Source organism: Rhodococcus aetherivorans, assembly GCF_011058165.1.
GTDB lineage: Bacteria > Actinomycetota > Actinomycetes > Mycobacteriales > Mycobacteriaceae > Rhodococcus > Rhodococcus aetherivorans.
Genome location: NZ_JAALEG010000028.1, coordinates 39,309 through 60,058 on the forward strand (window position 1 = coordinate 39,309; position 20,750 = coordinate 60,058).

The window sequence follows — 20,750 nt, forward strand, 5'->3', positions numbered from 1 at the left end:
CGTGGTCCGGGCAGTTCAGCCGGTGGCCACCGGTTCCAATTCCAGTCCCGGGTCCTTTGTGCCCTCGGACCGTCCCCCGTCGCTGCGACGACCCGGGATGCATGCCACGAGCGGCGCGAGCCCCCACCGCACCAGACTGATCAAGCCGTAGGGCAGTACGAAGATGAACAGGATCAACGCAGCGCCGTAGGTGATGCCGGCCGCCGACTGGTTGAGTTCAGCAGTCCACTGCGGGACGTAGACGACGAAGAAGGCGCCGAACACGACACCGGGCACGGTACCGAGACCTCCGACCACGATCATGGTGATGAACGCGATCGCCAGCGGCAGCCCGAAGGCCTCCGGGCCGACGTACTGGACGACGAAGCTGTAGAGCACCCCGCCGACGCCGGCGAGTGCGGCACTGAGGGCGAACACGGTGGTCTTCGTCCGGGCGGCCGGCATACCGAGGGTCGTCGCCACGGCCTCGTAGTCACGGATCGCGATCAGCGATCGCCCGATGCGGCCGGTGGAGAGCCGGCGCACCACGAGATAGGTCAGCGCGGCGACGAGCAGGCACAGGTAGTACACCCACTGGTCGCGATCGAGACCGGAGGATACGGGTGCCTCGGCCGCGGTGACGTTGATGCCCGCCTGACCGTCGGTCACGTGCTCGAAGCGTTTGATCACGGCGGGGGTCACCAGTGCGAGACCCAGTGTGGCGAGCGCCAACTGGAGGCCGTGGAGCCGCAGCGCCGGCAGCCCGAACAGGTACCCGCCCACATAGCAGACCGCGAAGGCGAGCGGGAGCACCACCGGATAGGCGACACCATGGTTCTCGATCAGCACCGCACTGAGATACGCGCCCACGGCGAAGAAGAAGCCATGGCCCAGGGAGATCTGACCGGTGTTGCCTGTCAGCAGATTCAGGCCGAGTCCGACCACGACGTACACGAGGACCATGGAACGGTCGAAGTTGACGTACGGCGCCGAGACGAGCGGTGCGACCGCGGCGAGGACGAGCACCACCGCAACGGTGGTACGGCGGAGCCACACCGGTGCGTCGAGTTCGGCGCGGGGGCGGCGGAGCATATCGAGGACTTTCATACCCGCGCCACCTTCCGCGCACCGAAGAGACCTTCCGGCCTGAAGAGCAACACCCCCAGGATGAGGACCAGTGCCACGGCTTGCTTGAAGTCGTGGCCGATCCACTCGATGTACGTACCGGCGAGGTTCTCCGCGACACCGACGCACAATCCGCCGACGAGGGCGCCGACCGGACTGTCCAATCCGCCGAGAACGGCGGCAGCGAATGCGTAGATCAGCGACGCGACGAGCATGTTCGGCTGGAGGAACAATTGCGGGGCCGCGAGCGACGCCGCGAGCGCGCCGATCGCCGCCGCCAATCCCCAGCCGATCATCAGCATGCGACCTACCGGAATACCCACCAGCTCAGCGGAATCCGGATTTCCGGCGGCCGCCCGCATCGCGAGGCCGACACGGGTACGCTGGAACAGGAGGAACAGCAGCGCCGCGACAACCACGACCGCGCCGACGATCACGAGGGACTGCCGCGAGACTGCCACCGTCCCCAGCGTCACCACCGGTCCGGACACCGTCGACGGAAATTCCCTGCTCTGCACACCCCAGATCCAGCCGGCCGCGCTGTTGAGGACCAGCATCAGTCCGAGAGTGATGATGACGAGCGGCATGTGGTTCGGCGAGCCCGCCAGCGGCCGGATCAGCACCCGCTCGGTGACGGCGCCCATGAGGAACGCTACCGCCATCGCCCCGAGGATCGCGACATACAGCGGCGCACCCCACTGGTGGAACTGCCACGCGAAGAACGCCGCGAACATCGCCATCTCCCCCTGCGCGAAGTTCACGATCCCGGAGGCCCGGTAGACGAGGACGATGCTCAATGCGAACGCACCGTACAGTGCGCCCCACGTGAGCCCGTCTACCAATTGTTGAAGAAAGACGTGCATGACTCACTCCTGTGCTCAGTAGCCGAGGTAGGCGCGTCGCACCGACTCGTCGTGTGCGAGACCGGCGGCGGGACGCTGGGCGACGATGCGACCGGCGTCGACGAGCACCGCGGACGACCCGATGTCGAGGGCCAGGTGCGCGTTCTGCTCGACGACGAGAATTGTCGTCCCCGTCTCCGCATTGATGCGGCTCAGCGCACGGAACACCTCCTGGGTGATGCGGGGGGCCAGGCCGAGGGACGGCTCGTCGAGCAGCAGCAGCCGTGGTGCGGCGACGAGGGCCCGGGCGATGGCGAGCATCTGCTGCTCGCCGCCACTGAGTCCGCCGGCCTGCTGCCGACGCCGCTCCCGCAGCCGGGGGAAGAAGTCGTACCACTGCTCGATCGCCCGGTCGGTGTCGGCGACGGCGGCCGCGTACCCTCCGATGCGGAGGTTCTCCTCGACCGTCAGGTCGCCGAAGGTGCCGCGGCCCTGCGGAACGTGCGCGATCCCGAGACGCGCGATCCTGTCGGTGCGCATGCCTGCGATGTCCCGGCCGTCGAATTCGATCCGGCCACGAGTGCGGACCATGCCGCACAGCGCCCGCAGGATGGTGGTCTTGCCGGCACCGTTCGCGCCGAGCACCACCGTCACCGCGCCCTTCTCGGCTTGAAATTCGATGCCGTGCAGAACTTCTGCACTTCCGTACCAGGCGAAAAGCCCCTCGACGCTCAGCAGGCTCACGCCGCACCCCCCAGGTACGCCTCGACGACCTCGGGGTGCGCGGCCACGTCGGCCGGAAGCCCCTCCGTGATCTTCTGCCCGAAGTTCAGCACGACGACGCGGTCCGAGATCGACATCACCATCGCCATGTGGTGCTCGACCAGCAGCACCGAGAATCCTCGTTCGTCACGCAGTTGCCGGACGGTCTCGGCGAGTTCGAGCACCTCCTCGTGGATGAGGCCGTTCGCGGGTTCGTCCAGCATCAGCAACTTCGGACGCTGCATCAGCGCCCGCGCGAGTTCGATCCGTTTCAGCGTCCCGTACGGAAGGGTGCCCGCCGGTTCGCGACCGACCCGGGCGAGGTTCATCGACTCGAGCAGTGCCCATGCCTCGTCGCGCTCGCGTCGCTCCTCACGTCCGGTCATCGGCAGACCCAGCGCGGCCCCGAGAAACCCGGTCCGGGTACGCGAGTACGCACCGGTCAGCACGTTGTCCACAACCGACATCGTGGGGAACAACCCGATGTTCTGGAACGTTCGGGCGATACCGACATCCGCGACCCCGTCCGCCGACAGCGACAGCAGATCCTTGTCCCCGAAGGCGATTCGTCCCGATTCCGGCTGGTACAGCCTGCTGATGCAGTTGAACAGTGTCGTCTTTCCCGCCCCGTTCGGACCGATCAACCCGACGATGTGGCCGGGCTCGATCGTGAACGAGGGACCGTCGAGCGCGACGACGCCGCCGAACCGGAGCCGGACCTCCTCCACGACCAGGGCGGGAACCGCGCCGTCGTCGCCGGCGTCCGGTACGGACGTCATCGCTCGGTGCTGCGGGTGACCGCAGCGTCGTAGTGCCACCTGCCGTCGCGGAACGTCATCGGCGCCATCGAGGTGATCGCGTAGGGATAGTCCGGCGTGGTGTCGAAGGTGATTCCCTCGATCGCGAGGTCGGTGGTCACACCCCGCATGTTCTGCACCGCGTCGAGCAGGTCGGCCCGCGTGCAGCCGTCCATCTGCTTCAGGGCGGTCACCAGCAGCTGGGCGGAGTTGTAGCCGGTCGCCGCGATGGTGTCGGTGGTCTTGATCTTCCCGGAGTTGCGTTCGGCGAATTCCCGCCATTTCTGCACACCGGGCTTGGCGTCGTGATCGGTGCTGCTGACGTCGTAGATCCAGTAGAAGGAGTGGACGCCCTCGGCGGCGTCCGGACCGGCGGGGGCGAGGACGAAGTTGGTGTCGGTGGCGCCCGAGTAGATGTAGGTGTCGGGTTTCCATCCGAGTTCGTGCGCCTTCTTCAGCGACTGAGTCACGAAGCTCGCCGTCGCAAAGTTGACGAAGACGTCGGCGCCGGAGTTCGCGAGGTTGACCACCTGCGAGTCGACGGACGGCGTCGTCTGCTCGTAGGCCTGCTGTGCGACGACCGCGGTACCGCTGCCGTCGAGTGCGGACTTCAGGGCGTCGAGGCTTCCGTTGCCGAGGCTGTCGTTCGGGTACAGCACCGCGATCTTCGCCTGTGGATGGTCGCGCAGGATGATCTCGGCACGCTCCGAGACCTCCCATCGTGTCTGCGGGTTCACCGCTCCGGCCACGACAGGGCGCTGCTCGTGCGTGGCCAGCAGTTCGTCGGTGCCGGTCATCGGGAACACGAGCGGAACGTTCTTCTGCGTCAGGTAGTCCACGACGGCGAGCGTCGAGGCGGTGCCGATCAGATTCTGGATCGCGAAGACCTGTTCCTGTTCGACCAGTGAGCGGACGTTGCCGACGGTGCGTGCAGGGTCGTATCCGTCGTCCATCGCGATGTACTCGATCTTGCGGGTCTTCCCGTCACCCATGGTGACCCCGCCCGCGGCGTTGATCTCGTCGAACAGCGCGGTTGCGGCGACCGCTTGAGGTCCCGCGACGGACTGCATGAGGCTTGTTCCGAAGCGGATCTCGGTGTCGGTGATTCCGGGATCGCAGTCACCCGCCGAAGTGGCGGTGTCCCGGCCGGAACAGGCTGCCAGGGCGGCGGTGGTGCACAGGGCAGTAAGGCCCACGGCAAGAGTACGTTTCATGGTCGCTCCGTGTGTCGAGAGGTGCGCAGGGCAGGACAGAAGTGTGGCTCGGGGCGGCGGGCCGGACTGGGAGGCTTGTGCTAGACGAGTGTTCGGGTGGCGAAGCGCTCGCGAAGATCGCGCTTGAGGATCTTGCCGCTGACGTTCTTCGGGAGGGCGTCGACGAATTCGACGCGCCTCGGCACCTGGAATCCGCCGAGGTGCTCTCGGCACGTCGCGATGATCTCGTCCGCGGTAGCGGTGGAGCCGGAGCGCAGAGCAACAATGGCGCAGACGATTTCGCCCCACGTCTCGTCCTTGACGCCGATCGCGGCCGCCTCGGCCACCGCCGGATGACTGTACAGGGCCTGTTCCACCGTGAGAGAAGCGATGTTCTCGCCACCACTGATGATCAGGTCCTTCTTGCGGTCCACGATGTAGACGAATCCTTCGGCGTCCCGTCGCACCAGATCACCGGTGTGGAACCAGCCGTCGGTGAACGCGGCGTCCGTCGTGTCGGTGTCGTTCCAGTAGCCGGCCATCACCTGGTCGCCACGGACGACCATTTCGCCGATCTCTCCGACCGGAACGTCCCGAAGCTCGTCGTCCACGATTCGAATATCCGCCAAACGCATCGGCTTTCCGGCTGCCGCAAGGAGGTTGGACTCCCCGTTCGCGGCGCGCCGATGCGCCTGCTGGTCGAGGTGCAGCACATTTCCGGCCAGCTCGGTCATGCCCATACCCTGATAGAAGTCACAACCGAGGCGGTCGAGTCCCTCCCGCAGCACGGGAGCGGGAATCGCCGACGAACCGTACCCGATCGCCTCCAGCGTGCCGAGGTCGTGCGCGTCGAGCGCCGGATCCTGCAGCAGGAAGTTGATCATCGTGGGCGCCAGGCCGGTCTGGGTGACCTTCCACTGCTGGACCAGCCGGAGGAAGGTGGCATTGTCGTAGGCGCGGATGATCCCGACCGTGGCACCCATCAGGTGGTTCAGGAGCGTCACGTAACCGCCGACGTGGCAGAGCGGGAAGCAGAACAGGAAGACGGTGTCCTCCGGCAGCGCCCACTGGAGGGCCGAGGAGGTTATGCCGGTGAGGAGGTTGCGGTGGCTGAGCATCACACCCTTCGGCACCCCGGTCGTGCCGCTGGTGTAGACGATCCATGCGATGTCGTCAGGACGCGGACGCACCTTCGGTTCCGTCGCGGGCGCGCCGGCGACGAACGCGTCCCATGACAAGAACGCCGCATCGGCGTCGGCGTCGCCGATCACGACGACGGTATGCACCGACGTGATCCGGTCGCGGATACTCGCGACCATCTCGGCGAAGTCCTCGGAGACTACGAGGACCGCGGCGCCCGAGTGCTCGACGAGCGCCGCGATCTGCTCGGGATGCAGCCGGAAGTTCAGGATCGTCAACGCTATGCCCGCCATGGGCACGCCGTAGTAGCAGTCGAAGTACTCGGTGCGGTTCGTGGAGAGGATCGCGACGCGGTCGCCGGGGTCCGCGACGCCGAGGAGTGCGTTCGCGAGGCGGCGGCTGCGGTCGCGCAGCTGGCCGTAGCCGACCGTCTCGTCTTCGAAGCGCAGGGCGATGCGATCGGGATGCTTGCGTGCGCCGTACTCGACGATGTCGCTGAGCAGCATTCGGTTCTCCTTGGCGTGATGAAATGGGCGGTATCGGGTCGGTTCAGCCGAGCGGGAGGATTCCGGCTGCCGGTCGTGTCAACGGATGGCGAGAGGGTTGATCGGGGAACCGACTGCCCGGGTGAACTGCAACGGCGGCCCCGTGTAGAAGAAGTCGTAGACGCCGTCGGCGGCGCATGCCTTCGAGAGTTCTTCGAAGTCGAGCATCTCGGCGAGCGTCATGCCCATGTCTCGGATCAGGACCATGTGCAGTTCGAAGAGGGCGCCCGGGTTCTCCCCGGGTATCACCTCGACGGCCCAGTTGTCGGCACCTACGACCGCCACGTCCCGGTCGCGCAGCCACTGTGCGCACGACAGGCTCAGCCCCGGCTCTCCCGCCATGTACGCGGCCGAATCGGACTCCGCGAGAAACTTGGCGTGCCAACCGGTTCGGATCAGGAGGATGTCGCCCGGCCCGACCTCGACGCCCTGCGCTTCCACGACGGCATCGAGTTCCTCGGGTGTGATCGCGGTTCCCGACTCGAGCCATGGGAGACCCCGGTGCCGGGCGACGTCGAGGAGCACGCCGCGGCCCGCGATGCCCTTGGCCTGGGTGTGGATGCCGCACTTGTCGGCACCCTTGACGGTGACGCCGTCGCCGGGATGCCCGTTGTACAGCTGCTCGTCGTAGTGGACGTGCGCGAGGGAGTCGTACTGCGACCCGGCTTGCAGCGGCATGAAGACGTAGTCGTCGGCCCACTTGAAGCCGCCCGGCAACACCTGCTCCTGGCCGTTCTCGGACATCAGCCGGATCGGGTTGATCCGGCTTCCGCCCGGCTGCGGACCGTTGCCGTCGAGTGGGATGCCCAGTTCGAAGATCTGTCCGGTTCGGATCAGCCGTGCCGCGTCCCTGACCCGCTCGGGGGTGATGAGGTTGGTCGTGCCGCGCTCGTCGTCGGCGCCCCACCGCCCCCAATTCCGTACCTTTCGTCCGAGTTCACGCATGTCAGGAACGGCGGCGGTCATCGATATCTCCTCTGAACAGTGAAACGCGTCGGACATGCAGTATGACGTGACAGTCATGTCAACTGCGCTCAGATTGTGTTCCACAACACTCGGAGTGTCAACACCCGGCCGGACATCATCGGACGATGGCGACCACTGGTGGTCGGATGCAGCGTCGGCTCGATGAGCGGATACCGACGCGCCGCCGAACTTCGTCGCACCCCAGGTGAGTACGTCGCGGTCCTCATCGTCCGCCCTGGAACGGAGGTCCTGGCACAGTGCAGTCGGGGCACCGAAAACGCTTCCGGCACCGCTGCCCCGTGGGACGGCGTAGGCCCCGCCGAGTGCCTCAGTGCCGGGACCTGGATCAAGTACACTCCTCTCCGTTCCACGCCACCTGTTGACCGACGCAGTGCCCGACCTCGACTCGGCTCTCATGCGGACACTTCCGGACTCTCCGAATCCGAAACTGTTGACCGCATGGCTGGACGTGTCGATGCGGCACCTCGACGCCGACGGAGCGCACACCGCCGGCGCATGGCGCTCGATCTCCTCCGTTCGGCGATTGCACGAACCCGCGGCGACGCCGGCGACTCCCGCCAAGTAATCCTGAAGAAGGTGAGCTGATGAGCCCGCCGACAGAGCTGCCCGGCGGCGACGCGGGACGGGGAAACCATTATCTGTACGCCCGAACGCCCTGGGGTAGCACCATCGAACTCGTCACCTGTCCCACGTCACAGGCCTACGAGTCCGGCACCGGGCTACGCCGATGGCGTCCGTCGGCCACGAAGCCGAACGACTCGCGTCACCAGGAGCCCTGACCCTCGTGAGGCCGCGTACGACGGCAAACCGGTCCAATCCATGAACCGGTGAGAAAGGCCCCGGGCCGAGAAGCTCCCCGCAGAGATCTTCTCGGCCCGGCCCTCGCCCACCGGCGCGGCGTACAGTTCGCCGACGCCGACGGATATACACAGGTCACCCGCAGCCTCGAGCGGATCAGCCTCCACTCCGAATCGGCGATTCGCGGCGCTCCGACCGCTCCACTTCGGCCCTGCCTTACCGGGGGCAGAGGCGGCAGACTCGCCCCATCGCCGCCGCCCCGGAAAGGACCCCACGTGAGCGCCCCCTCCCTGTCCCAGCACACGACGACGCTGCGTTTCCTCGACTCCGCCGACGGCAGTCCGCTCGGCTGCCTCGCCTCGTGGCCGAACCACCGGTTCACTCTCACCGACGTCGTCGACGTCCTGCGGCGCTTCGGTCTTCACGTGAGCGACCACCGGCCGCTGGACGAGCCGGGGACGCACCACTTCATGATTGCGCCGTCCGGAACCGCCGCTCCGGATGCCGGGGTGCTCGACCTGATCGCGGAGGCGTTCGTCGCGGGCGCCGAGGGTCGCACCGACATCGACGACTTCTCGATACTCGTTCTGCAGGAGGGTATTTCGTGGAGGTGGGTCGACCTGATCCGGGCAGCCGTCCGGTTCCTGGCGCAGGCCGGCATCGGCCTGTCGCCGACGTACATGCTCGGCTGCCTGACGGCCACCTCCGGCTACGCCGCGGCCCTCGCCGCACTGTTCGACGCCCGGTTCCGGCCCGGGCTGCCCGACCGGGAAGCCGCCGTCGCCGCCGCGGCCTCGGCGGTGGCCGGCCACATCGATCGCGCCGCGACCTTCGACCTCGACCGGACCCTGCGAGGGCTGCGCTCGTTCGTCGACGCGACCCTGCGTACCAACTGGTTCCAGAGCGGGGGCACCAAACCGTACGCGTCGTTCAAGCTCGATCCGTCCGCACTGACCGTCGGCGGGGCGATCGTGCCGCTGCGGGAGATCTACGTCCACTCCCGCGACGTCGAGGGCGTGCACGTGCGGGCCGAGCTCGTCGCGCGGGGCGGGCTGCGGTTCTCCGAACGCCCGGAGGACTACCGCACGGAGGTCCTCGGACTGATGGCGACCCAGGCCGTCAAGAACGCACCCATCGTCCCGGGCGGCGCCAAGGGCGCCTTCGTGATCCGCCCCGGATCCACCGCGGACCTCACCACCGCATACACCACTTTCATCCGCGGCCTGCTCGACGTCGTCGACAACGTCGTCGACGGAGCGCCGACCACCCCGACCGACACCGTCGCCTACGACGGCGCGGACGCCTACCTGGTGGTCGCCGCCGACAAGGGCACCGCCCGCATGTCCGACACGGCGAACGCCGTTGCCGCCGAATACGGTTACTGGCTCGGCGACGCCTTCGCCTCGGGCGGCTCGGCCGGCTACGACCACAAGGCGATGGGCATCACCGCCCGCGGCGCGTGGGTGGCCGTGCGGCACCGCTTCGCCGAACTCGGTCACGACGTCGACACGCAGACCTTCACCGTCGCGGGCATCGGCGACATGTCGGGTGACGTCTTCGGCAACGGCATGCTGCTCAGCGACCGCATCCGCCTCGTCGCGGCCTTCGACCACCGGCACATCTTCCTCGACCCCGACCCGGATCCCGACGCCTCCCACCGCGAGCGCGCGCGTCTGTTCGCGCTGCCGCGCTCGTCCTGGGCCGACTACGACCCCGCGGCGATCTCCGCGGGTGGCGGCGTGTGGCCGCGCACCGCCAAGGCCGTGCCGCTGTCCGCGGCCGCCCGCGCGGCCCTCGGGATCGACGCCGAGACCCTGACGCCCGACGAACTGATCAAGGCCGTGCTCCGCGCGCCCGTGGACCTGCTGTGGAACGGCGGTGTCGGCACGTACGTGAAGGCCTCCGACGAGACGCACGGCGACGCCGCCGATCCCGCCAACGACCGGGTCCGGGTCGACGCCTGCGAGGTGCGTGCGCGCATCGTCGGCGAAGGCGGCAATCTCGGCTTCACCCGCGCCGCACGTGTCGAGTACGCGCGCCACGGCGGCCGCTGCGACGGCGACTTCATCGACAACGCCGCCGGCGTCGCCACCTCCGACCGGGAGGTCAACATCAAGATCGCAGTCGATCGCGCGGTCGCGGCCGGAACGCTGGCGCCCGGACAGCGGGAGACGTTGCTCGCCGCGGTGACCGACGACGTGGCCGAGGCCGTGCTCACGGCGTCCCGGGATCAGGTGCTCGCCCTGGGTTGCAGCGAGCACGACGCCCCGGCGCTGCTCACCCAGCACGAGCGGCTGATCGAGGATCTGGCGCGGGCCGGCCGGATCGCCCGCGACGGCGACGGCCTGCCCCCGACGGCGGAGATCCGGGAGCGGAGCCGGGCGGGAACGGGCCTGCTGCGACCGGAACTCGCTGTGCTGCTGGCGCAGTCGAAGAACGTCGTCGCGAGCGAGCTGGCCGCGTCGTCGCTGCCGGACTCCCCGGCCTGCACCCCGTGGGCCGAGAACTACTTCCCAGCCGAGATCCTGGCCCGCGCCGGAAGCGGCGTGGCCGAGCATCCGCTGCGCCGGGAGATCGTCGTCGCGTCGCTCGCGGACGAGCTCGTCAACCGTCTCGGCCCGGGAGCCCTGTACCGGTTCGAGGAACGGTTCGGCGCCGCCACCGCGGACTCGGCGCGCGCTTACGTGGTGGTCAGCCGCGTGCTGCACACCGAGGACATCCGAACCCGGATCCTCGCGGCGGGCTCCGATGCCCGCAGCACGCTGGCGGAGCTGAGCGCGCTCGCGCGCGTCGTCGAGGCCGAGATGGCGTGGTTGCTGCGCCACACCGCCCGCCGGACGCTCCGCGACGTGCTCGCGGGTGCGTGCGACGACGCGGACACACCGGAGGCTCTCGTGGCGCTCTTCGCCGCGCCCGTCGCCGCCGCACTGGGCGACCGGCCGTCGGCCGAGGACTGCCGTGGCGCGTTCGCGAACGCCGCGGTGGCGCTGTGCCTGGGCACCGACCCCGCCCGTGTCGCCGCGGCCCGGGACGCACTGATCGACAGCCTTCACATCCGTTGGCTGCTCGAAGGTTTCGCCACCCGCGTCCGCGGCTCCTACTGGGAGGCCATGGGCGCGGCGGCACTGCGCGACGAGATCTCCGACCGCCTCGACGCGCTCGTCGTCACCGCGCTCGACGGGAGTGCCGCGGACCCGACCGGTCGCACGCACCGTCTCGTGCGACTCCTCGACCGGCTCCGCGGCGAGGACGCGGTGGACACCGCACGGCTGGCCGTGATCGCCGGGGAACTGCGCCTGCTCGACCGTTGAGCGCGTGCCTCGCAGGGACGGGACCCTGTGTGCGGCATGGTGCTATGGCGTGGTCGATGCGTTGTCTTCGCGCTCGGTCACCTGCGGCGAAAGCCGGTGCTCGCGAGGGTGCCCTCGACCGCCGTGCCGACGGTCGAGGGCACCGACGAGATGCTTACGCGTCATCCTGCCGCTTGGCTGCTTCCCGTCCCGCGAGGTAACCGAACACCAGCCCGAGCGAGATCGTCCCCCCGGCGCCTCCGTAGAAGCCCTTCGTGGGTGCGCCTCCTGCGTTGCCGGCGGCGTACAGGCCTGGAATGACCTTGCCTTCGGTGTTCAGCGCGCGTCCGAGTGCGTCGGTCTTCGGGCCGCCCACGGTGCCGAGCGCGCTGGCCTGGACCTCGAGCGCGTAGTACGGCGCGGTGTCGACCGGTCCCAGCACGCTCGACTTCGGGCTCTTCAGCATGGGTCGGATGATCTTCGCCAGGGGTCCGACCACGAGGGAACGCACGCGTTCGGGGTCGTTCCTCTTCGCCACCCGTCCGGCGAGCGTGCTCACGATCGGACCGATCGCCGCGGCGATGCGCATCCGCGCCTTTGCGGTGGCGGCGGGGAACCGCGCGTCGGGCGAGTTCTTGCCCAGCCGGGGATAGTAGGCGCCGAAGTAGCGGTCGAACAAGGTGTCCCCGCGGTGGAACTGCGGGTCGCGAGCTCGGGCGGCCTCGGGGTTGAACCGGTCGACTGTGCGGAGCAGCCCCACCTCGTCGACCCCGATCTTGTTCGCCAGCTCCGACAGGGTGTCGGCGCGGTGGAGGTAGTCGGGCACCTCTGCGCCCGGCGTGACGCCGAAGATCCCGAACTTCGTCCAGTAGTTGTGGTCGAAGATCAGCCAGGCCGTGGCATTGGGCATGGTGCCCGTCTCCGGGTCGACCTCGCGCATGATCTGCCCGAACTGGTCGTAGGCCAGGGCCTCGTTCGCGAAGCGCTCACCCTTGCTGTTGACCATGATGCTGTGCGGCAGCGCTCGCTCGCCCAGGAACACACGACTGAGCGGGCGGCCCTCCAGCTCTTCACCGGGCAGCTGCACGCCGGGCATCCACCAGGCGTCCTCCATGCCGGTCAGATCAGCGCCCACCTCCTGCGCCAGCTGCACCGCGATGCCGTCGTGGCCCTGGGGGGAGACCTGCACGCCGAAGGGCGCGTCGAGGTAGGTCGTGGTGATCTCGGTCGAGCTCTCGAACCCGCCGCTGGCCAGCAGGACCCCCCGGGTGGCACGCACCGTGTGCTCGGCGCCGTCGGCCCGCACGACGATCCCCCGCACCCCCGATTCGTCGGTGACAAGCCGGGTCGCGGGCGTCTCGACGCGAACGTCGACGCCGTTGCGCAGCCCCGCCTCGAGCAGTGCTCCGATCAAGGCCGGTCCGGCGAGCCAGACGTCGTCGATGCCGATCCCGCCCAGCAACCAGAACGGGAGCGGGTTCTTGGCCATGCCCGTGGTCAGGGCCGGTCGCACGTACTTCGCGTTCTCCCCGAGTCCCTCCGGGGAGTACGGGCCGGGGAACAGTGCCCGACCGACGGACGCGCCGTCGATGTCGGAGCGGTAGTCCGGCCAGATCGTCGGGATCCACCCGAAGGAGGTGTGCTCTTCGATGAACCGGGCGACGTGCGGTCCGGTCTCCAGGAACTTCTCCACCAGGTCGTGGTCGAGGATCCGGTCGCGACCTTGGCCGTAGATGTACCGCCGCGCCTGGTCCAGGTCGTCGTGCACCTTCAGGTCCTTGGTCGAGAAGCCGTGGTTGGGGATCCAGGCGGCACCCGCCGAGATGCCGGTGGCGCCCCCGACGATCTCCCGGGACTCGACCACGAGGACTCGTGCCCCCTCCTTGGCGGCGGTGAGCGCCGCCATCAGGCCTGCGCCGCCGGACCCGACGATCGCCACGTCCACCTCGTCGGGGATGCCCTTCTGGGACGCGGTCCCGATGGAGCCGCTGTGCTCGGTCGAACTGCTAGCCATGATCCTCCGTACGGTCGGTTTCGGTCACGCCCCTCCCGACGGAAGGGCGCGACGCTCGTCATATAGTTGATTACTCAATCATATAGTTGAACACTCAACCATACTTTCCTGTTCCCGGCCGAAGTCGCCCCGCGACGACCACTCGGGCTCTCCCCGGGAACGGTGCCGCGCCGGCTCCGACGGCATTCCGGCCGGCTGGACGAACTCGCCCGCAGCGTGAAGGGCCGACTACGACTGCAGCACTACGCCGTTTCCAGCTACCTAGGGCGCCGGTTCCCCGATCAGCAGGGCGAGCAGCAGCTCGGCCCGGACGCGGGCGTCGCCGAGGTCGACGCCGAGCACCTGCTCCGCCTTGGCGATCCGGCTGCGCAGGGTGTGCCGGTGCACCTCCAGAGCCGCGGCCGCCGCCTCCCACTGCCCGTTCGCCTCGAGGAACGCCCGCAACGACGCGACGAGCCTGGTCCCCCGGCCGCGGTCGTAGTCGGCGAGAGCGGAAACAGTGGACGCAGCCACGGATTCGAGTACGGCCCGCACCGCCGGGGAGGCGAGCAGGGCGGTTCCGTGCGTGGCGTCGAACTCGACGAGGCGGTGGGCCGCGTCCGCCGCGGCCACGGCGTGTTCGGCCTGCTCGACGGCGCGGCGGGTGTCGGCGAGCCGGTGCGCGGCGCTGAGCCCGGCGCGGAGGGTGCGCGCCTGCGGCGGGGCGAGGTCCGCCAGGAGCGCCGCCACGTCGGACAGCGTGTCCTCACCGCGCAGCAGCACGGTGAGCGCCTCGTCGCCGCTGCGCGCGTACAGCGGGCGCTGCCGGGCGCCGAGACCGGCGTCCAGCACGCGCCGCACGTCGGCCGCGGCCGGGGTGTGCAGACGCAGGATCCGGATGCGGTTGCGGGCGCCGACCGCGTCGGCGAGATACTCCAAGGCGTCGCCGGAGTCGAGGACGTCGTCGACGAGCAGGCCGAATGCCTTCGCGCCCAGCGCGTTCCGCTCCGCGCGCAGCCGCCGCGGCTTGTCCAGCTCGAGGGTGACGAGGGAGACGGCGTGGCCGATCAGGACGAGTTCGACGTTCTCGAGCGGGCGGTCGGCCTGCACGGCCAGGTGTCCGCTGACGAGGCCGGCGTGCGTGACCGGTTGCACCGTCAGCGTCCGGCCGGGCCGGCTCGTGGTGACCGAGCCGGCACCGTCCCGGCGCAGCTCCGAGATCTGCTCTGCCAGCTCCGCCGCGGCCTCGGGGTGGGCGACCACCTCCCCGCTGCGCTCGTCGAGGTAGGCGACGGCGGCGCTGGTGGCGACGGCCAGTTCCCGCACGATCGCGGCCACGCCGCCGCGCAGCGCGGCGCGGGTGATGCGCACCTGGGTGTCGGCGGCGCGCCGCACCAGCTCGTACTGCTGTTCGGCGAGCCGGGCGGTGACGGCACGGCTGACGGCGGCGAACGGCGTCGTGTACGGCACCTCGAGCAGCGCCAGCCCCACCGCGTCGGCCGCCTCGAGCACCGACTGCGGGATCCGCTCGTGCGACAGCCCGGTGCCGAACCCAAGGGCGGCGACGCCCGCCTCCGCGAGGCGGCGCACGTAGTCACCGCCCTCCTCCGCATGCAGTCCCAGGCCGGTGGTGAGGACGAGTTCCCCGCCGGAGAGCCAGGGCCGCGGGTCCAGCAGTTCGGTGGGCTGGACGAACCCGATCGGCCGCTCCTTCCCGGTCCGGCCGCCGCGCAGTGTCAATCCCAGTCCCGGTTGCCGCAGCAGCCAGGCGATGCCGACGCTCATGGGGCCATCGTAAGACCGCTCGACGAAATGGCGCGGTGCGATTCACCGGGTTGTACGAATCGGCCCTGTCTCGGGTCCGCGGACGCTCCCATACTCGAATCGTCTCTACGCCGCCGAGCCCGAGGAAGTCCCCCATGACGAGCATCGAATACCGCCTTCCGCAGCAGCGTCGCCTGGTCACCGCGCTGCCCGGCCCGCGCTCGGCGGCACTGACCGAGCGTCGCCGCACGGCCGTCGGGGCGGGTGTGGCCTCCTCCGTGCCGGTCTACGCCGCCGACGTCGACGGCGGCATCGTCGTCGACGTCGACGGCAACGCCCTGATCGACCTCGGTTCCGGCATCGCGGTCACCAGTGTCGGCGCCTCGGACCCGGCGGTCGTGGCGGCGGTGCAGGAGCAGGTCGCGCACTTCACGCACACCTGCTTCATGGTCACTCCCTACGAGGGCTACATCGCCGTCGCCGAGAAGCTCGCGGCCCTGACCCCCGGCGACCACGCCAAGCGCACGGTGCTGTTCAACAGCGGCGCGGAGGCGGTGGAGAACGCGGTCAAGATCGCCCGGGTCGCGACCGGTCGCAGCGCCGTGGTGGTCTTCGACCACGCCTACCACGGCCGCACCAACCTGACGATGGCGCTGACCGCGAAGAACCAGCCCTACAAGGAGGGCTTCGGCCCGTTCGCCCCGGACATCCACCGCGTGCCGGCGTCGTACCCGTTCCGCGAGGGCCGCAACTACGACGGCACCGAGGTCACCGGTGAGCAGGCCGCCCATCGCGCGATCGTGCAGATCGACAAGCAGATCGGTGCGCACAACGTCGCCGCGATCGTGCTCGAGCCCATCCAGGGCGAGGGCGGATTCATCGTGCCGGCCAAGGGTTTCCTGCCGACCCTCGTCGACTGGGCGAAGGCCAACGGCATCGTCTTCGTCGCCGACGAGGTGCAGACCGGCTTCGCGCGCACGGGCGACTGGTTCGCCAGCAACGACGAGAACGTCGTGCCGGACCTGATGACCCTCGCCAAGGGCATCGCCGGCGGCATGCCGCTCGCCGCGGTGACCGGCCGCGCCGAGCTGATCGACGCCGTCCACGGCGGCGGCCTCGGCGGCACCTACGGCGGCAACCCCGTCGCGTGCGCCGCGGCGCTGGCCACGCTGGACCGGATCGAGCAGCTGGACCTGTGCGGCCGCGCCCGGCGCATCGAGCAGATCGCCACCGAGCGGCTGCGGGCGCTCGCCGCGGACGTCGACATCGTCGGCGAGGTCCGCGGCCGCGGCGCGATGCTCGCCGTCGAGTTCGTGCAGCCCGGCACGCGCGAGCCGAATCCGGAGGCCACCAAGGCGATCGCCGCGAAGGCGCTCGAGCAGGGTGTCATCGTGCTCACCTGCGGCACCTACGGCAACGTCGTCCGCCTGCTGCCACCGCTGGTGATCTCCGACGAGCTGCTCACCGACGGCCTCGACGTCCTCGCCTCCGCCGTCCGCGATGTCGCGGGCGTGCGCCCGACCCTGGCAGGAGCCACCCGATGACCCACACCCTCCCCGCGGGCGTCCCGACCCGGCTCTGGCTGGGCGGCAAGCTCACCGACTCGTCCACCGGCGCGACGTTCCCCGTCGAGGACCCCGCCACCGGCGCGGTGCTCGCCGACGTCGCCGACGCCTCCGCCGACGACGGGCTGCGCGCCCTCGACCTCGCCGTCGCCGCGCAGGCCGAGTGGGCCGCGACCGCGCCCCGGGTGCGCGGCGAGATCCTGCGCACCGCCTTCGACCTCGTCCACGCCCGCGGCGACGACTTCGCCCGCGTCATCACCCTCGAGATGGGCAAGACCGTCGCCGAGGCGCGCGGCGAGGTGAACTACGGCGCCGAGTTCCTGCGCTGGTTCGCCGAGGAGGCCGTGCGCATCGGCGGCCGCACCGCCACCGCCCCCGCCGGCAGCGGGCGCATCCTCGTCACCAAGGAACCGGTCGGGCCGGTCCTGGCGATCACCCCGTGGAACTTCCCGCTGGCGATGGCCACCCGCAAGATCGGCCCGGCCCTGGCCGCGGGCTGCCCGATCCTGGTCAAGCCGGCCGCCGAGACCCCGCTGACGATGCTGCTGCTCGGGCAGGTCTTCGCCGACGCCGGCCTGCCGGCCGGGGTGCTGTCGATCCTGCCCGCCACCGACGCCGCGGCGCTGACCGGGCCGCTGCTCACCGACGCGCGGCTGCGCAAGATCACCTTCACCGGCTCCACCGGCGTCGGCAAGCTGCTGGTCCGCCAGTCCGCCGACCGGCTGCTGCGCACCTCGATGGAACTCGGCGGCAACGCCCCGTTCCTGGTGTTCGACGACGCCGACGTCGACGCCGCCGTGGACGGCGCGATGGCCGCGAAGATGCGCAACGGCGGCGAGGCCTGCACCGCCGCCAACCGCTTCCACGTCGCCCGCAGCGTCGCCGGCGAGTTCACCGACAAGCTCACCGCCCGCATCGCGGCGCTGCGCACCGGCCACGGCCTCGACGACGGCACCGACCTCGGCCCGCTGATCACCGCCCGGCAGCGCGCCACGGTCGAGGCACTGGTGCGCGACGCCGTCGAGCGCGGTGCCCGGGTCCGCACCGGCGGGCAGATCCCCGACGGACCCGGCACGTTCTACCCGCCGACCGTGCTCGACGAGGTCCCGGCCGACGCGCGACTGCTGCGGGAGGAGATCTTCGGTCCGGTCGCGGCGATCACCGTCTTCGACACCGAGGACGAGGCGATCGCCGCCGCCAACGCCACCGAATACGGCCTGGCCGCGTACTTCTACACCCGCGACCTCGACCGCGCGATGCGCGTGGCGTCCGCGCTGAAGACCGGCATGGTCGGTGTCAACCGCGGCATCATCTCCGACGTCGCCGCCCCGTTCGGTGGCGTCAAGGAGTCCGGATTCGGCCGCGAAGGCGCGGCCGAGGGTATCGAGGAATACCTCGACACCAAGTACATCGCCCTGTAGGCCCCGCGGCGGGACCCCGCCCGGCAATCGAATACCGGCTCGGTCCGGGATCACGGCACACCGCCGGTCCCGGACCGAGCCGTATCCTCTTGCGGCTCAGTCCTTCCGGAGCAGCTCCAGGCGCGCCTCGAGTCCGGCGATCATCGCGTCGAGTCCGGCGTCGAAACCGGCGTCCGGGGTGTAGTGGCCGCCCGATCCGGCGAACGCGTCGATCGCCGCGGTGAACACCGGGCTGTCGCCGGCGAGGTCGGCGGTGTCGAAGATGTCGGCCGGTGCGTTGGCGTCGAGCGCGGAGCCGAAGATGAACGACTCCAGCGCGACGACGACCGGCACGATCGTGTCGATCGGCCACCCGGCCTCCGCGAAGCCCGCCGCCACCGCCTCGTACACCGCCAGGGTGCGGGGCGCGCCCGCGACGGGCATCACGGCGATCACCGGGACCAGCGGCGCGTGCCGGGCGAACACGTCCCGGTAGGACAGGGCCCACCGCCGCGTCGCCACCGCCCACGGCTCGGCGCCGAAGCCGCTCACGTCGACCTTCGTCATGAGGTCCTCCTGCACCCACAGCAGGACGTCCTGCTTCGAGCTCACGTGGTTGTACAGGGCGGACGGGGCCACACCGAGGGCACGGGCGAGCTTGGCGACGGTGAAGGCGTCGTAGCCGCCCTGCTCGATCACGTCGAGCGCCGCGTCGGTGATCGCCTGCCGAGACAGCACTTTCGTCGACGGCCGGCCGGCGCGTCGATGCGTCCCCTCTCCCACGCCGCTCCCCTTCGCCTCACGATTCCGGCCACGAATTGCCGCGAAGGTCTTCTCCTCGCGCCCCGATGAGGTTACAGTGTGATGCGACACATATGAATGTCGTTCATTTTCTCGAAGGGGAATCCCATGAAATCCATCGAGCGTGACGTCGTCGTCGTCGGGGCGGGCCCGTCCGGCCTGACCGCCGCCTACCGCCTCCGGCAGGCGGGCCTGCGGGTCGCCGTCCTCGAAGCCCGCGACCGCGTCGGCGGCCGCACCTGGACCGACACGATCGACGGAGCGATGCTCGAGATCGGCGGTCAGTGGGTGTCTCCCGACCAGACCGCCCTGATCGCGCTGCTCGACGAACTGGGCCTGCGCACGTTCTCCCGCTACCGCGAGGGCGAGAACATCTACCTCGACGCCGAGGGCCGGCCCGTCCGGTACCGCGGCGAGATGTTCCCCACCTCCGAGCACACCCGCGCCGAGATGGACAAGCTGATCGCGCTGCTCGACGAACTCGCCGCCGAGATCGGCCCCCGGGAGCCGTGGGCGCATCCGCGGGCGCGGGAACTCGACACCGTCTCCTTCCACCACTGGTTGCGGGCCAACTCCGACGACGAGGAGGCGTGCAACAACATCGGGCTGTTCATCGCGGGGGGGATGCTCACCAAGCCGGCCCACGCGTTCTCCGCACTGCAGGCGATCCTCATGGCGGCCTCCGCGGGCTCGTTCAGCAACCTCGTGGACGAGGACTTCATCCTCGACCAGCGCGTCGTGGGCGGCATGCAGCAGGTGTCGCAGCGGCTCGCCGAAAAGCTCGGCGACGACGTCTTTCTCGGCAACCCGGTCCGGACCCTGCACTGGTCCGAGGGCGAAGAACCGGGCGCGCCCGGGCACGTGCGGGCGGTGGCCGACGGCGTCACCGTCGATGCCCGGTTCGCCGTGCTGGCCGTGCCGCCGAACCTGTACTCCCGGATCTCCTACGTCCCGCCGCTGCCGCGCCGCCAGCACCAGATGCACCAGCACCAGTCCCTCGGTCTCGTCATCAAGGTGCATGCCGTGTACGACACGCCGTTCTGGCGCGAGGACGGCCTGTCCGGCACGTGCTTCGGCGCCGGGGCACTCGTCCAGGAGATCTACGACAACACCAACTTCGAGGATCCGCGCGGCACCCTGGTGGCCTTCGTGGCGGACGAGAAGGCCGACGCCGTCTTCGAACTCCCCGCCGAGGAGCGCAAGGCCGCCATCCTCTCGTCCATGGCCGGCTACCTCGGCGAGAAGGCGCTGAGCCCGGTCGTCTACTACGAATCCGACTGGGGCTCGGAGGAGTGGACCCGCGGAGCCTACGCGGCAAGCTACGACCTCGGCGGCCTGCACCGCTACGGCAAGGACCAGCTCACCCCCGTCGGTCCGATCCTCTTCTCGTCGTCCGACCTCGCCGCGGAGGGCTACCAGCACGTCGACGGAGCCGTGCGCATGGGCGAGGACACGGCCCGGCGCATCCTCGACGCCCTCGGCTCCCGCTCGGCCGCGGCCGCGGTGGCCGGTGCCCCGGCACACTGACCACCCCTCGCGGCCCGGCCGCCGCGACACCGAAGACCCTTTTCTACACCGTTTTTCACGACTCCTTCGGCGCGCCCGTCGCGGCGCCCGACGCGCTCACGACGACGTGAGCGTTCCGGTCGCGGCGGCGCCGCCCCTCCGGCGGCGCCGCCGGCTTCCGAGCTTGCGCTCCCACCCCGCCGCCGGACCCCTGGCCGGGCACCCGCGGCGCGGCCCACACTGATCACCAGAGATCCCTGCCC

The 20,750-nt window shown here is 69.9% G+C and carries 14 protein-coding genes; 4 read left to right on the forward strand and 10 right to left on the reverse strand.

Annotation, left to right across the window (positions count from 1 at the left end):
• Nucleotides 1-15: 15 nt before the first annotated feature.
• The 7 genes from G6039_RS13500 to G6039_RS13530 form a co-directional block, all read right to left on the reverse strand.
• Entirely contained in the window at nt 16-1,086 is a 1,071-nt protein-coding gene (locus tag G6039_RS13500) for a branched-chain amino acid ABC transporter permease (protein WP_043798512.1), read from the reverse strand.
• Complete coding sequence (locus G6039_RS13505) at nt 1,083-1,967, reverse strand: branched-chain amino acid ABC transporter permease (protein ID WP_006935206.1); 885 nt, start codon at nt 1,965-1,967, stop codon at nt 1,083-1,085. The genes G6039_RS13500 and G6039_RS13505 overlap by 4 nt, the downstream gene beginning before the upstream one ends.
• 15 nt (nt 1,968-1,982) lie before the next feature.
• The gene (locus G6039_RS13510) at nt 1,983-2,690 is read right to left on the reverse strand and encodes an ABC transporter ATP-binding protein (protein WP_029545867.1); all 708 of its coding nucleotides are present in this window, start codon (nt 2,688-2,690) and stop codon (nt 1,983-1,985) included.
• Complete coding sequence (locus G6039_RS13515; protein ID WP_006935204.1) at nt 2,687-3,487, reverse strand: ABC transporter ATP-binding protein; 801 nt, start codon at nt 3,485-3,487, stop codon at nt 2,687-2,689. The genes G6039_RS13510 and G6039_RS13515 overlap by 4 nt, the downstream gene beginning before the upstream one ends.
• A complete protein-coding gene (locus tag G6039_RS13520) occupies nt 3,484-4,719 on the reverse strand; it encodes an ABC transporter substrate-binding protein (protein ID WP_043798515.1) in 1,236 nt (411 codons plus the stop codon). The genes G6039_RS13515 and G6039_RS13520 overlap by 4 nt, the downstream gene beginning before the upstream one ends.
• Before the next feature lie 80 nt (nt 4,720-4,799).
• Nucleotides 4,800-6,344, reverse strand: coding sequence for a long-chain-fatty-acid--CoA ligase (locus G6039_RS13525; RefSeq protein ID WP_043798517.1), 1,545 nt, complete (start codon nt 6,342-6,344; stop codon nt 4,800-4,802).
• 78 nt (nt 6,345-6,422) lie between these two features.
• Nucleotides 6,423-7,349: a cyclase family protein gene (locus G6039_RS13530; protein WP_043798519.1), complete on the reverse strand. Its 927-nt coding sequence runs from the start codon at nt 7,347-7,349 to the stop codon at nt 6,423-6,425.
• A 1,094-nt stretch (nt 7,350-8,443) separates the two neighbouring features.
• Between G6039_RS13530 and G6039_RS13535 the strand changes: the two genes are divergently transcribed.
• Entirely contained in the window at nt 8,444-11,479 is a 3,036-nt protein-coding gene (locus tag G6039_RS13535) for an NAD-glutamate dehydrogenase domain-containing protein (protein ID WP_043798523.1), read from the forward strand.
• A 154-nt stretch (nt 11,480-11,633) separates the two neighbouring features.
• Here G6039_RS13535 and G6039_RS13540 read toward each other — a convergent pair whose 3' ends face one another.
• Nucleotides 11,634-13,472: an FAD-dependent oxidoreductase gene (locus G6039_RS13540; protein WP_043798526.1), complete on the reverse strand. Its 1,839-nt coding sequence runs from the start codon at nt 13,470-13,472 to the stop codon at nt 11,634-11,636.
• A 261-nt stretch (nt 13,473-13,733) separates the two neighbouring features.
• Entirely contained in the window at nt 13,734-15,236 is a 1,503-nt protein-coding gene (locus G6039_RS13545; RefSeq protein WP_043798528.1) for a PucR family transcriptional regulator, read from the reverse strand.
• 134 nt (nt 15,237-15,370) lie between these two features.
• Here G6039_RS13545 and gabT point away from each other — a divergent pair, with 134 nt between their 5' ends.
• Both gabT and G6039_RS13555 read left to right on the forward strand, forming a co-directional pair.
• Nucleotides 15,371-16,759: a 4-aminobutyrate--2-oxoglutarate transaminase gene (gene gabT, locus G6039_RS13550; protein ID WP_029545882.1), complete on the forward strand. Its 1,389-nt coding sequence runs from the start codon at nt 15,371-15,373 to the stop codon at nt 16,757-16,759.
• Nucleotides 16,756-18,201: an NAD-dependent succinate-semialdehyde dehydrogenase gene (locus G6039_RS13555; protein WP_043798530.1), complete on the forward strand. Its 1,446-nt coding sequence runs from the start codon at nt 16,756-16,758 to the stop codon at nt 18,199-18,201. Before gabT ends, G6039_RS13555 begins: the two co-directional genes overlap by 4 nt.
• 96 nt (nt 18,202-18,297) lie before the next feature.
• Here G6039_RS13555 and G6039_RS13560 read toward each other — a convergent pair whose 3' ends face one another.
• Nucleotides 18,298-18,963 carry a TetR/AcrR family transcriptional regulator gene (locus G6039_RS13560; RefSeq protein ID WP_006935192.1) on the reverse strand — a complete coding sequence of 222 codons (666 nt, stop codon included), beginning with the start codon at nt 18,961-18,963 and terminating at the stop codon, nt 18,298-18,300.
• A 126-nt stretch (nt 18,964-19,089) separates the two neighbouring features.
• Here G6039_RS13560 and G6039_RS13565 point away from each other — a divergent pair, with 126 nt between their 5' ends.
• A complete protein-coding gene (locus G6039_RS13565) occupies nt 19,090-20,508 on the forward strand; it encodes a flavin monoamine oxidase family protein (protein ID WP_043798532.1) in 1,419 nt (472 codons plus the stop codon).
• Nucleotides 20,509-20,750 lie beyond the last annotated feature (242 nt).

Excerpts from the sequence above, each read along its gene's own strand:
- G6039_RS13500 (WP_043798512.1), bottom strand. The coding sequence starts at position 1,086 with ATGAAAGTCCTCGATATGCTCCGCCGCCCCCGCGCCGAACTCGACGCA.
- G6039_RS13505 (WP_006935206.1), bottom strand. The coding sequence starts at position 1,967 with ATGCACGTCTTTCTTCAACAATTGGTAGACGGGCTCACGTGGGGCGCA.
- G6039_RS13515 (WP_006935204.1), bottom strand. The coding sequence starts at position 3,487 with ATGACGTCCGTACCGGACGCCGGCGACGACGGCGCGGTTCCCGCCCTG.
- G6039_RS13520 (WP_043798515.1), bottom strand. The coding sequence starts at position 4,719 with ATGAAACGTACTCTTGCCGTGGGCCTTACTGCCCTGTGCACCACCGCC.
- G6039_RS13525 (WP_043798517.1), bottom strand. The coding sequence starts at position 6,344 with ATGCTGCTCAGCGACATCGTCGAGTACGGCGCACGCAAGCATCCCGAT.
- G6039_RS13530 (WP_043798519.1), bottom strand. The coding sequence starts at position 7,349 with ATGACCGCCGCCGTTCCTGACATGCGTGAACTCGGACGAAAGGTACGG.
- G6039_RS13540 (WP_043798526.1), bottom strand. The coding sequence starts at position 13,472 with ATGGCTAGCAGTTCGACCGAGCACAGCGGCTCCATCGGGACCGCGTCC.
- G6039_RS13545 (WP_043798528.1), bottom strand. The coding sequence starts at position 15,236 with ATGAGCGTCGGCATCGCCTGGCTGCTGCGGCAACCGGGACTGGGATTG.
- gabT (WP_029545882.1), top strand. The coding sequence starts at position 15,371 with ATGACGAGCATCGAATACCGCCTTCCGCAGCAGCGTCGCCTGGTCACC.
- G6039_RS13555 (WP_043798530.1), top strand. The coding sequence starts at position 16,756 with ATGACCCACACCCTCCCCGCGGGCGTCCCGACCCGGCTCTGGCTGGGC.
- G6039_RS13565 (WP_043798532.1), top strand. The coding sequence starts at position 19,090 with ATGAAATCCATCGAGCGTGACGTCGTCGTCGTCGGGGCGGGCCCGTCC.